The sequence below is a fragment of the Methanopyrus sp. genome, from assembly GCF_053997775.1.
On sequence record NZ_JBMXXF010000002.1, the window covers coordinates 74826 to 86464 of the forward strand.

Below are 11639 nucleotides of genomic sequence, written 5' to 3' on the forward strand. Positions count from 1 at the left end.
CCTACCCCTCCATCCCCTCCTCCAGCGCCCGGATCAACCGCCGCTCGAACCGCTCGTGCGCCCGAAAGTGCTCGTTCGGGTCCCGGATCAGGGTGTACCACCAGTACACCGTGAAGGCCCCCAACGTCAGCACCGTTAGCGCGAGGTACAGCACGGTGCTCCTGCGCGGCACCGGCTCCAGCTCCTCCACCTCGAACGGGGGCTCGTACGGGCTCATCCCCACGGCCCGGGCCACTCCCTCCACCAGGCCCCGCTCCACGATTGAGTGCTCGTGGAAGTCCCGATTCAGCGAGTGGTACACGTACAGTACCGCCAGGAGCCCCAGGATCGGGACCAGCGAGAGGAGCACCCACAGCACCGGGTTCCTTGGCTCCCCTCGCAGCCGCTCGACCTCCAGCTCGAGCGCCGCCACGTCCTCGTACCCCGCCTCGCGCAGCAGCCGGATCAGCGTCGAAAAGAACCGAAACGAGCGCTCGAAGTGCTCGTTCCGGCGCCGGATCAGCAGGTACAGGTAGTACAGGTAGAGCGCCTCGCCGGCCAGCATCCCACCCAGGACCGCGAGACCGAGCGCCCCCACCGACCCCGAGAGTCCCGGGACCGCCGACGTCGACGCCCGCAGCAGCGACGCGGCGATCCACGACGCGTAGGTCAGCACCCAGGGCAGCATCGCCTGCATCACCGGGATCTCCCGGTCCGGCCGGTGCAGGGCGCTGCACTCCCTCAGCCGCACCAGGTACTCGCGCAGCGTCACCTTCCACGCCCCGCCCGTCGGTCGCTCGGGGCTCTCCGGGCCCAACGGTCGAAAAAACGGTTATAATCCCACGCGAGATCCACCGACGGTCGGGAACCGGGCGGCCCTCACCCGCCGGGGATGCCCCGACCGGTCGGCAGCCCGGTAAACCGTCTGAGGCCGTCCCCCGACGCCCCGCTCGGGGGGCGTGGATGAGGGGGCGGGCAAGCCGCCGGGCACACCCTCGTTCTCACGGTCAACCCGGTTGATGAGGATCCATTGTCCCCCCTGAGCGGTGATGAGTACGACGGGGGCCGAAACCGGCCCCCGACCGGCCGATGAGGATCACCGCGCCATCGGACCGGATGAAGACACGACGGGGTTCCCGAGGCGGGGGGAGCCCGTTGCCGCTCCGGGAGGTGTACCGCACCGAGGTGGAGGGCGTCGAGGTGATCGTCCTGCAGGGGGACATCACCGAGCTGGAGGAGGCGGACGCGATCGTGAACCCCGCCAACAGCCGGGGCGTGATGGGGGGCGGCGTGGCGGCCGCGATCAAGGAGAAGGGCGGGGAGGAGATCGAGCGCGAGGCCCGCGAGAAGGCGCCGATCCCCGTGGGCGAGGCCGTCGCCACGACCGCGGGTCGACTGAGCGCGGAGTACGTGATCCACGCGCCCACGATGGAACGGCCGGCCCAGCGGATCGGGGTGGAGAACGTGGAGAAGGCCACCCGCGCGGCCCTGGAGAAGGCCGAGGAGCTGGGCGTGAAGTCCGTCGCGTTTCCGGGCATGGGCACCGGGGTCGGCGGCGTCCCCTACGAGGACGCGGCGGAGGTTATGGTCGGGGTCATCCGGGAGCTGGCCCCGAGGCTCGAGCGCGTCCGCAGGATCTTCCTGGTGGGGTTTGAGGAGGAGCTGGCGGAAGCGTTCGTCAAGGCCCTGCGCTGAGCGCCCCGGGCCGATCGTTACGATACTCGAAACGATACGCCCCCAACCGGGGCCCCCGGGTAACAACCGGAAATACCGGAGCCGGCGGACCGTCGCGGGGGCCCACTTTGCCCGCCGTCCTCGCCCGAGACCTGTGGAAGGAGTACGGCAGGGTCGTCGCCCTCCGCTCCGTGGACGTGGAGGTGGACCGGGGCGAGCTCGTGGCCATCCTCGGGCCCAACGGTGCGGGCAAGTCCACGTTCATCAAGATCGTGTGCGGGGTCACCAAGCCCACCCGGGGCGAGATCCGCGTGCTGGGGGGCGACCCGTCCGACCCGGACGTCAAGCGCCGCGTCTCCATCGTGCCCCAGCAGGGGGGCCTGTACCTCGAGCAGACCGTCCGGGAGAACGTCCGGTTCTACGCCAAGCTGTACGGTGTCGAGCCGGACGAGGAGCCGTTCGAGCTCCTGGAGGTGCACCGGTACATGGACCGACGCGTGGAGCACCTCTCCGGCGGCATGCGGAAGCGCGCCGCCGTCGCCCTGGCCCTCGCCCTCCGGCCCGAGATCCTGGTCCTGGACGAGCCGACCAACGAGCTGGACCCGACGGCCCGACAGGACGTGATCGAGGCCGTGCGAGAGTACAACGAGTCCGGCACGACCGTCCTCTACGTCTCCCACGACGTGCACGAGGTGGAGCAGCTGGAGCCGGACCGCGTGCTGATCTTCCTGGAGGGCCGCAAGGCCCTGGACGAGCCCTTCGACCGGCTCATGAGCGAGCACGGGTCCGTACTGGACGCGTACCGGGCCGTCGCGGCCCAGTTGGTGGGGGAGTGAGAACGTGAGCTGGCGCGCGATCGCCGCCCGGGACCTCAAGGCGTGGGTGAAGGACCGGAGGCGGATGACGGTCACCTTCACCATGCCCGTCATCGTGATGATCATGATGTACGGCGCCTTCTACGACGTGAATCCGACCAGCGTCAACGTCGCGATCCTCCGGCACGACTCGGGCTCCGGGGACCCGATCGTCGACCAGCTGAAGCGTGACCACCGGGTCCACCTGATCCACGTGAAGAGCGTTCGGGAGGGGCGAGACCTGGTCCGACGGGGCTCGGCCTCGGTTTTCCTGTACCTACCGTCCGGGTTCCCGGACCGCAAGGCCGAGGTCTACTACGACCCGACCGACCCGATGGGCTCCCGATACGTCCTGAGCAAGATCCAGCGGGCCTGGGCGAAGCACGTGGCGAGCTCCCTCAAGTCCTCCATGAAGCGGCTGGCCCCGGTGCTGAGGATGATGCCCGTGCGACCCGCCGTCCACGCGCCCCGGTTCAACCCGTTCCACGTGCGGACGCCGGTGAAGGGACTCAAGTACTTCGACTACCTGATCCCCGGGCTGGCCGTCATGACCGCGGCGATGGGCTCCATCTTCGGGCTCGGACGCCTCATGATGGAGGAGATCGAGCTGGGCGTGTCCTACGCCCTCTTCGCGGCCCCCATCCGGGCCCGGGACGTCGTCATCGGACGGTTCGTGAACATGACCGTCTGGGGCTGCGTCCGGTGCGCGATCATCGTGCTCGTCGCGCTGGCCCTGGGCGCGAAGATCCTCCACCCCATCCTGCTCTTCCTGGTGGGGGCGCTCTCCGCCGCCACGATGGTCGGGCTCGGACTCCTCATGGCGTCACTCGCCGGCCGCTCGGAGGTCGCGGAGATGGCCACGGGGACGGTGACCATACCAATGATGTTCCTCTCCGGCATCTTCATGCCGATCAGCGTCATGCCGGGCTGGGCACGGGCGCTCGCCACCATCAACCCGATGTACTACATGGGTGACGCGGCCCGGAAGGCGGCGCTGATGGGATACCTCGACCCGGTGGACCTGCTCGTCCTGCTGGGCTTCATGGTCGGGTTCCTGGCGGCGGGCTCGGTCCTGTACGACCGCGTCCGGGAGTACCTCTAGCCGTAGACGTCCCAGGGACCCAGCCGACGCGCCGGCCCCGGTAGCTCCCCCCGCTCCTCCCACCGCATCCGCAGCGCCACCGGCGAGTACTCTCGAACGAGATCGAGGGCCAGCTCCACCGGCGGCCTCACCGCGTAGACCAGGTCCGGGTCCAGCACCCGCCGGATCCAGCCCGACGCTCCGACGGCGTCCGCGTTCACGGAGGGCAGCCCGCGATCCAGCGCCCGCCGCACGTGCTCGACCCGCACCTCGACCCCGACCGCGTCCACGCCGCGCTCCCGCAGGAACGAGAGGTACCGCAGGTTCCGCCCGTGACCCACCTCCACGACCCGCCTCGCCCCCAGCTCCCGCACGATCCGGAGCAGCGCCCGCAGCTCGGCGTCACCGCCACGGGGGCCGCTCCGGGTTCCTCCGGGCAAGCTCCAGCAGCCCGCCCTCCCGCCAGGCCCTCCGGGCGAACTCCGGGGGCTCGCGCAGGGGCACCTCGCCCGACTCCGACCTCAGGACGAGCCCGTCCAGGTCGACGACGACCCGCTCCCCATCCTCCACGATCTCCGTAGGATCCTCGCGCGCCTCCACCGTGGGCAGGCCCCGGTTCAGGGCGTTCCGGTAGAAGATCCGGGCGAAGGACTCGGCGACCACGCACGCGATTCCGGCCTGCTGCAGGGCCATGACCGCCTGCTCCCGGGAGGACCCGCACCCGAAGTTCCGGCCCGCGACGAGGACGTCACCCTCCCGCACCTTCTCCGGGAACTCCGGGTCCGCCCCGGTCATCGCGTACCGGCCCAGCTCGTCGTAGGAGACCCGCCTCAGGTACCGGCCCGGGATGATTTGATCCGTGTCCACGTTGTCCCCGAACACCCAGGCGCGCCCCTCCCACCTCACGGGCCGCTCACCCGCTCGAGCGCGGTTCGAGGCAGCTCCTCCCTTGGGTCCGCCAGCTCGCCCTGGGCGGCGGCGACGGCCGCCGTGAGCGGGCTGGCCAGGTAGATATCCGCCTCGACTGAACCCATCCGACCCGGGAAGTTCCGGTTGGCGGTGGACACGCACACGTCGTCGTCGCCCAGGACGCCCAGGTGCTCGCCCAGGCAGGGACCGCAGCCGGGCGGGGCCACGCTCGCCCCCAGCTCGATCAGCCGCTCGAGGGTTCCGTCCCGGGCCAGTCGAAGCAGGACGCGTCGGGAGGCCGGGACGACGACGATGCGGACGTTCGGGTCGGGCCCGCCGAGCGCGTCCAGCGCCTCGGTGAACGCCCGGATGTCGCGGTAGCGCCCGTTGGTGCACGAGCCCACGAACACGCGGGTGATCTCCTCGCCCTGCACGTCCCCGACCGGCCTCACGCGGTCCACGGCGTCCGGGACGGAGACGACGGGTTCCACCTCCGAGGCGTCGAGCTCCACGGTCTCGTCGGCGTCCCCGGGACGCAGCCACTCCGGCCCCTCCGCGGGCGGTACGTAGGCCGACTTGGCTCCGGCCTCCGTCGCCAGGTTGCACAGGCACATTCGGTCGCCCACGGGCAGCCGCTCCGGCAGTCCGGTGTACTCGAGGACGGCGTAGTCCGCGTACCCGGCGCCCAGCTCCCCGACGATGGTCAGGGCTAGGTCCTTCGCGGTGACCCCTGGTCCGAGGTCGCCGGTCACGTGCACGCGGATGGTCCGGGGCACGCGGAGCCAGAGCTCCCCGTAGAGGAGGGTGAAGGCCATGTCGGTGCCGCCGAAGCCGAACCCGAGCGCGGCGACGCCCCCGGCCGTCGGCGTGTGCGAGTCCCCGCCGAAGATCACCCGGCCGGGCCGGGCGTACCCGCGCTCCACGAGGATCTGGTGGCAGACCCCCTCATCCACGTGCACGCGCTCAATCCCGTGCCGGCGGGCGAACGCGAGGAGCTCGTTCTGCCGGTTGGCCGCCTCCACCGAGCTGGGCGGGACGGAGTGATCGAAGATTAGGACGACCCGGTCCGGGCGCTTCACGCGCTCCGTGCCGAGCTCCCGGAGGGTGCGGAGGGCGGTGGCCCCGGACCCGTCGTGCAGCATGATCACGTCCGGCTCGACGACCGTCACGTCTCCCGCCTCCACGCGCTCGCCACATTTTTCAGACAGGAGGCGCTCCACCACGGTGGCCAACCCGGTCCCCCCGGGGTGCCCCCGGTTGGTCCTGGTTCGATCGCTCTCGGGGGAGGACTGCCGGAGGCTGCTTAAGAGGGGCCTGTGCGAGGTGGTCCTGCGGGAGATCGGGCACCGAGCGTTCGCCTGCCCGCTGGGCGGTCCCCCGTACTGTCACCCGCGGGACGTGGGTAAGTACCGGCCGCGCGGGTTCGTGCCGATGTGGGAGCTGGAGGCGGCGGGTCGGGTGCTGGAATCCGGGCGCCGGTACCTCCGGGACGAGGACCTGTACGTGATCTGCCTCGTGTGCGATCTCATGGGACCGATCGGGGGCCGATCGCTGCCCCTGCGGGTGGTGCGGTGGCGCGGGCGCCGGGCGGCCGCGCTGCGCCTGGGTCGCACGGGGGATCCCCGAAGGGACGGCTTGGTGGAGCTGGCCCTCCGACGGCTGGTCTCGCGCGGTCTCGTGAGCGTGGACGGGAAGTGGTGGCGGGCGGAGGGGGCGTTCCGTCGGTTCGCCCGGGAGGCGCGCGACCTGGTCGAGTTCCTGGCGGCTAACGATCTCCTCGCGATTCCACCACGCGCTTCACGATCTCCCGGAGCCTTGAGTCGGTGATCCGCACCTTCCGGTCGCCCAGCGCCTTGATCCTCCGGAGCACCTCCTCGACCAGCTCCTCGTCCGGCTCCACGCCCAGCTCCCGCAGCTTGGCCTCCACGGCCTTGCGTCCGGTGTGCTTGCCGAGCACGATCCGCCGGTCCATGCCCACCTCGCGCGGGTCCATGGGCTCGTACGTGCGCGGCTCCTCGAGCACGGCGGCCACGTGGATCCCGGACTCGTGCCGGAACGCGTTCTCGCCCACGACCGCCTTGTTCGGGGGCACGTCGATCCCGGAGTACTCCGCAACCTTCCGGGAGAGCTCCGCGAGCACCTCCGTGTTGAACCCGAGGTTGAGCCCGTAAAGCTTCTCCAGCGCCATGACCACCTCCTCGAGCGCGGCGTTTCCCGCCCGCTCCCCGATCCCGTTCACCGTGGTCGAGACGGCCTGGGCCCCGGCCTCCACGGCGGCCAGCGAGTTCGCCACGGCCAGCCCGAAGTCGTCGTGGCAGTGGACCCCCACGGGCACGTCCACGACCTCTCGGATCCTCCGCACGAAGAGCCGCATGGCCTCCGGGATCATGACCCCGACCGTGTCCGTGGCGTGCACGCGGTCCGCCCCGCACTCCTCCGCGGTCCGGTACACCTTCTCCAGGAACTCGAACTCCGTCCGCGTCCCGTCCTCCGCGGAGAACGCGACCCACAGCCCGTGGTCCTTCGCGTACTCCACGGTGTCCGCGATCCGCTCGAGCACCTCCTCCCGGCTCATCCTCAGCTTGTGCCTCAGGTGCAGGTCCGAGGTCGCGATGAAGGTGATAACCCCGTCCACCTCGCACTCCACCGCCGCGTCCACGTCCCCACGCAGCGTCCGCGCCAGGCAGAGGACGTCCGCGTCCAGGCCCTCCCGGGCGATCCGGCGGACCGCCTCCCGCTCACCCTCGGAGACCACCGGAAACCCGGCCTCGATCTGCTGCACGCCCAGCTCGTCCAGGAGGCGCGCGATCTCCAGCTTCTGCCCCGGGGTGAAGCTTACCCCGGGCGTCTGCTCCCCATCCCTCAACGTCGTGTCGTAGATGATCACCTCGTCCGGGAGCTCCATCCGGTTCACAACCTCGCGCACGTAGGGACTCTGCACGGGGTCATCCCTCCAGGTCGTACGCTTCCTCGAGCCGCTCGAGCGTGACCAGACCCACGTCCACCTTTCGCCTCAGCAGCCGCACCAGCCGTTCCACCTTCTCCCGCTCGTCCACCACCTCCACCACGACGGGCAGGTTGGTGGAGCGGCGCAGGATCCGAGCCTCCGAGCGCCCCCGACGCCCGCACCCGGCGAAGCAACGGTGCACCGTAGCCCCCCTCAGACCGAGCTCCCGCACCTTTTCCAGCACCCAGTCCACGGCCGGGACGCCCTCGACCCGATCCCCCTCGAGCAGGTACAGCTTCATCTTAACCGGCTCCCGGAACCCCCGCGCCAAGTCACCCTCGCCCCGCCAGGTACAGGTGAGCCAACGCCATGCCCCCGAGGACGCCTAAGACGCCCACGCCCAGGTTGGTCAGGAGGTAGAGGGCGGCGAGGGAGGGCGAGACCGCCTCCAGCTCCACGAGCTCGTACGCGAACGTGCTGAACGTGGTCAGGCCGCCGCAGAACCCGACGGTCAGCAGGGCCCGCACCTCTGGGGAGAGGCGCAGCCCCAGGCTCACCGACCACATCACGAACCCGAGGAGGAAGGAGCCCAGCCCGTTGACCGCCACCGTACCCCACGGAACCCCCATCGTCCCCGGGACCGCGCCCGAGATCAGGTAGCGCGCCACCGACCCGAGCGCGCCCCCGAGCGCCACCGCCGCGAGCTCCTTGATCGTGATCCGGCCGACCCCCTCACGCCACCTTTCCGATCAGCGGCGCGAGCAGCGCGATCGCGCCGAGCAGGAGGCAGACCTTGGAGAAGTCCAGCCGCCGGGCCACCCGCAGGAGGACCTCCATCGAGAGGAGGCTGACGATGAAGGACGTGGCCAGCGCGCCCGCCATCCATTCAGTCCCCACGGCCCGCGCGGCCTCCATCCCCTCCTTCAGCTCGAGCACGGTGGCCCCGAGCATCGCCGGACCCGCGAGGAAGAAGGAGAGCCAGACCGCGTCCCCCGAGTCGAACCGTCGCCAGAGCAGGATCGCCATGGTCGTGCCCGAGCGGCTGATGCCCGGGATCACGGCGAACCCCTGCCCGAGCCCCACGAGCAGGGCGTCCGAGAGGCGCACGTCCCACCGGGTCCTCAGCCCCGCGGGCGAGACCCGGAGGAGGAGACCGGTGACGATCAGCGCGAGCCCGATGAGCATCTGGACGGTGTCGCCCGTCGCCGCCGAGACCGCGCGCTTGAGCACCTTGTAGATCGGGATCCCCACCGCGCCCGTGGCGAGGGTGGCCACGATCAGGAAGACCGCGAGCCGGCGCCACTCACCGCCCCGCACCAGGCCGACGAGCGCGTTCAGGTACGGGCGGGCAAAGCGGGCGAGCACGGCCAGGAGGGTGCCGGCGTGCAGCCACAGGGCGAGGTCGAGCGCGATTCGGGGGTGCACCCCTATAACCCGCATCAGGGCCATCGCGGCCTGACCCTCGCTGCTGACCGGAAGCCACTCGAGGGTGCCCTGCACCACCCCGGCCAGGATCGAGGTCCACAGCCCGGGCACGCGCGGCCCCGGGCCGCGGCCCGGTCGGCCCCCTAAATGGGGATATCGGGCGTGGGATGGGAAACCCGCGTCGGGGGTTGTTCGGTTGACCCGGGCCGTGGTGACGGTCATCGGGGTGGATCGGCCCGGCATCGTGGCGGGCGTGTCGCGCGTCCTGGCGGAGCACAACGTGAACATCGAGGACATCTCGCAGACCGTGCTCCAGGACCTCTTCGCGATGGTCATGCTCGTGGACCTTTCCGAGGCGGACGTGAGCGTGAAGGAGCTGCGCCGGGAGCTGGAGCGGGTCGGCGAGGAGCTCGGCGTGGACGTGGTCGTGCAGCATGAGGACGTGTACCGGGCGATGCACCGGGTCTAGGCCGGGGGGTCCGCGTTGGGTCGGCTGGACGTGGAGGAGGCCGTGGAGACCGTGGAGATGGTCCGACGGATGAACCTGGACGTGCGCGCGGTCACGCTGGGCGTAAGCCTCCTGGACTGCGCGAGCCCGGACCCCGGCGAGCTGCGCGAGCGGGTCGTGGGAAAGCTCCTGGACGTGGCCGGCGACCTGGTCGAGGTTGTGGAGGAGGTGGAGGAGGAGCTCGGGGTCCCGATCGTTCACAAGCGGATCGCGGTGACGCCCTGCTGCCTGATCGTCGCCCCGGCCGCCCGGGAGCTCGGGGAGGAGGCCGCGCTCGAGCTCGCGGACGCGCTGGACGAGGCGGCCGGGGAGGTGGGCGTGGACTTCATCGGCGGTTACACCGCGCTCGTCTACGACGGGTTCACGACGGGTGACGAGGCGATCCTGGACACGATCCCGGAGGCGCTCGAGCGGACGGAGCGGCTGTGCGCCTCGGTGGTCGTGGCCGACGAGCGCTACGGGATCAACATGGAGGCGGTCAAGCGCGCGGCCGAGGCCGTGAAGGAGACGGCCGAGCGGACGGACGGGCTCGGGTGCGCCCGGCTCGTGGCACTCGCGAACGCGCCGGAGAACACCCCGTTCATGGCGGGCGCCTTCCACGGGGTGGGCCAGCCCGACGCGTGCGTGAACGTCGGGATCTCCGGGCCCGGCGTCGTTCGGGCCGTGATCGAGGAGCTGGGTGACGTCGACTTTCGCACCCTGCACGACGAGATCAAGCGCACCGCGTTCAAGATCACCCGGGTCGGCGAGCTCGTCGGGCGCCGCGTCGCCGAGCGTCTCGGCGTCGAGTTCGGGGCCGTGGACCTCTCCCTCGCCCCCACTCCGGAGGAGGGGGACAGCGTGGCCGAGATCCTCGAGGGGATCGGGCTCGAGTCCTGCGGGTGCCCCGGCAGCACGGCCGCCCTGCACCTCCTGATGGACGCGGTCAAGAAGGGGGGCGCGGCCGCGACCTCCCGGCACGGGGGCTACAGCGAGGCCTTCATCCCCGTGAGCGAGGACGCGGGCATGGCCCGGGCGGCGCGGGAGGCGCTGACCCTGGAGAAGCTCGAGGCCATGACCGCCGTCTGCTCCGTCGGCATCGACATGGTCGTGATCCCGGGCGACACGCCCGTCGAGACCATCGCCGGCATCATCGCGGACGAGGCCGCCATCGGCGTGGCCACGGGCAAGCCCACGGCCGTGCGCATCATCCCCGCCCCGGGCAAGGAGCCGGGCGACGAGTTCGAGCTGGGCGGCCTGCTGGGCAAGGCCCCCGTCATGGACGTCTCCGACTACCGACCCACCATGTTCCGACGCCGCGGCCGCGTCCCGCCCAAGTTCCCCCGATGAAGAGCCTGCCCCGGCTCGACGCCCGGATGAAGAGGATTGGCCTTGCGGAGGGCTTCCCCGACCGACCGCGGGGGTGAACGCGTCGCCCACCGTCGTCGTGATCCCCGGCGACGGCATCGGCCCAGAGGTGATCGACGCCGCCGTCCGCGTCCTCCGCGAGGTCCTCGGCGGCGAGCTGGAGCTCGAGGAGCGGAGGGCCGGTTACCGGCTCTGGAAGGAGAAGGGCGTGACCATCGAGGAGGACACCATCGAGGCGTGCCGCGAGGCGGACGCCGTCCTCTTCGGCGCCTGCACCACGCCCGAGGACCCCGAGGCCGAGAGCCCCATCGTCCGCTTGCGGCGGGAGCTGGACCTCTACGCGAACGTCCGGCCCGCCCGCTCCTGGCCCGCCCCCCGGCCCGTCGAGGCCGAGTTCGACCTCGTGATCGTGCGCGAGAACACGGAGGGCCTCTACGTCGGCTGCGAGTGCGAGGTGCACGACGGGGTCACCCTCGCCCTCCGCAAGATCTCCCGCGAGGGCGCCCGCCGAGTCGCGGAGGTCGCCTGCGACCTGGCCGAGGAGCGGGACGGCAGGGTTACGATCGTGCACAAGGCGAACGTGCTGAAGCTCACCTGCGGGACGTTCAAGCGCGCGGCGATCGAGGCGATCGAGGCCCGGGGCCTGGAGTGGAACGAGGAGTACGTGGACGCGGCCGCCTACAGGCTCGTGCGCGAGCCCGACCGCTTCGACGTGCTCCTCACCTCCAACCTCTTCGGAGACATCCTCTCCGACCTGGCCGCCGGGCTCATGGGCAGCCTTGGCCTGGCGCCGAGCGCGAACGTGGGGGACGAGCACGCGCTGTTCGAGCCCGTGCACGGGTCCGCCCCCGACATCGCCGGCAAGGGCATCGCCAACCCCCTCGCCGCCATCCTCTCCGCCGCCATGATGCTCGA

The 11639-nt window shown here is 71.1% G+C and carries 15 protein-coding genes; 7 read left to right on the top strand and 8 right to left on the bottom strand.

The genetic code is table 11. The annotated features are described in order from the left end of the window. Position 1 precedes the first annotated feature (1 nt). Complete coding sequence (locus tag ACXJJV_RS00580) at positions 2-751, bottom strand: hypothetical protein (RefSeq protein ID WP_456466224.1); 750 nt, start codon at positions 749-751, stop codon at positions 2-4. Positions 752-1134: 383 nt separating this feature from the next. Here ACXJJV_RS00580 and ACXJJV_RS00585 point away from each other — a divergent pair, with 383 nt between their 5' ends. The 3 genes from ACXJJV_RS00585 to ACXJJV_RS00595 all read left to right on the top strand — a co-directional run bounded on the left by ACXJJV_RS00585 (position 1135) and on the right by ACXJJV_RS00595 (position 3609). Continuing rightward, positions 1135-1674: a macro domain-containing protein gene (locus ACXJJV_RS00585; protein ID WP_456466225.1), complete on the top strand. Its 540-nt coding sequence runs from the start codon at positions 1135-1137 to the stop codon at positions 1672-1674. A gap of 107 nt (positions 1675-1781) precedes the next feature. Further along, entirely contained in the window at positions 1782-2489 is a 708-nt protein-coding gene (locus tag ACXJJV_RS00590) for an ABC transporter ATP-binding protein (RefSeq protein WP_456466226.1), read from the top strand. Between the two features lie 4 nt (positions 2490-2493). Continuing rightward, positions 2494-3609: an ABC transporter permease gene (locus tag ACXJJV_RS00595; protein WP_456466227.1), complete on the top strand. Its 1116-nt coding sequence runs from the start codon at positions 2494-2496 to the stop codon at positions 3607-3609. Here ACXJJV_RS00595 and ACXJJV_RS00600 read toward each other — a convergent pair. Genes ACXJJV_RS00600 through ACXJJV_RS00610 form a run of 3 tightly spaced genes read right to left on the bottom strand, consistent with a single transcriptional unit; the run spans position 3606 to position 5720 of the window. Beyond that, a complete protein-coding gene (locus tag ACXJJV_RS00600) occupies positions 3606-4028 on the bottom strand; it encodes a UPF0146 family protein (RefSeq protein WP_456466228.1) in 423 nt (140 codons plus the stop codon). The genes ACXJJV_RS00595 and ACXJJV_RS00600 overlap by 4 nt on opposite strands. Next, positions 3991-4494, bottom strand: coding sequence for a LeuD/DmdB family oxidoreductase small subunit (locus ACXJJV_RS00605; protein ID WP_456466229.1), 504 nt, complete (start codon positions 4492-4494; stop codon positions 3991-3993). The genes ACXJJV_RS00600 and ACXJJV_RS00605 overlap by 38 nt, the downstream gene beginning before the upstream one ends. Next, on the bottom strand, positions 4491-5720 hold the full coding sequence (locus ACXJJV_RS00610) for a 3-isopropylmalate dehydratase/homoaconitate hydratase family large subunit (RefSeq protein WP_456466243.1): 1230 nt from the start codon (positions 5718-5720) through the stop codon (positions 4491-4493). The genes ACXJJV_RS00605 and ACXJJV_RS00610 overlap by 4 nt, the downstream gene beginning before the upstream one ends. A 34-nt stretch (positions 5721-5754) precedes the next feature. Between ACXJJV_RS00610 and ACXJJV_RS00615 the strand changes: the two genes are divergently transcribed. After that, complete coding sequence (locus ACXJJV_RS00615; protein WP_456466230.1) at positions 5755-6324, top strand: hypothetical protein; 570 nt, start codon at positions 5755-5757, stop codon at positions 6322-6324. On the opposite strand, the gene ACXJJV_RS00620 is transcribed toward ACXJJV_RS00615, so the two are convergent. Genes ACXJJV_RS00620 through ACXJJV_RS00635 form a run of 4 tightly spaced genes read right to left on the bottom strand, consistent with a single transcriptional unit; the run spans position 6263 to position 8980 of the window. After that, positions 6263-7438: a homocitrate synthase family protein gene (locus ACXJJV_RS00620; protein WP_456466231.1), complete on the bottom strand. Its 1176-nt coding sequence runs from the start codon at positions 7436-7438 to the stop codon at positions 6263-6265. The two genes, ACXJJV_RS00615 and ACXJJV_RS00620, sit on opposite strands and share 62 nt — an antisense overlap. Before the next feature lie 4 nt (positions 7439-7442). Next, positions 7443-7775: a DUF190 domain-containing protein gene (locus ACXJJV_RS00625; RefSeq protein WP_456466232.1), complete on the bottom strand. Its 333-nt coding sequence runs from the start codon at positions 7773-7775 to the stop codon at positions 7443-7445. Between the two features lies 1 nt (position 7776). Then, a complete protein-coding gene (gene crcB / locus ACXJJV_RS00630; RefSeq protein WP_456466233.1) occupies positions 7777-8139 on the bottom strand; it encodes a fluoride efflux transporter CrcB in 363 nt (120 codons plus the stop codon). A 37-nt stretch (positions 8140-8176) separates the two neighbouring features. Further along, entirely contained in the window at positions 8177-8980 is an 804-nt protein-coding gene (locus tag ACXJJV_RS00635; protein WP_456466234.1) for an undecaprenyl-diphosphate phosphatase, read from the bottom strand. Positions 8981-9065: 85 nt separating this feature from the next. Between ACXJJV_RS00635 and ACXJJV_RS00640 the strand changes: the two genes are divergently transcribed. The 3 genes from ACXJJV_RS00640 to ACXJJV_RS00650 form a co-directional block, all read left to right on the top strand. After that, positions 9066-9338, top strand: a complete 273-nt coding sequence (locus ACXJJV_RS00640; protein WP_456466235.1) for an ACT domain-containing protein — start codon at positions 9066-9068, stop codon at positions 9336-9338. A 15-nt stretch (positions 9339-9353) separates the two neighbouring features. Continuing rightward, positions 9354-10706, top strand: coding sequence for a PFL family protein (locus ACXJJV_RS00645; RefSeq protein WP_456466236.1), 1353 nt, complete (start codon positions 9354-9356; stop codon positions 10704-10706). Between the two features lie 73 nt (positions 10707-10779). Continuing rightward, positions 10780-11639 (top strand): isocitrate/isopropylmalate dehydrogenase family protein (locus tag ACXJJV_RS00650; RefSeq protein ID WP_456466237.1); only part of this gene is annotated, 860 nt, incomplete at its 3' end.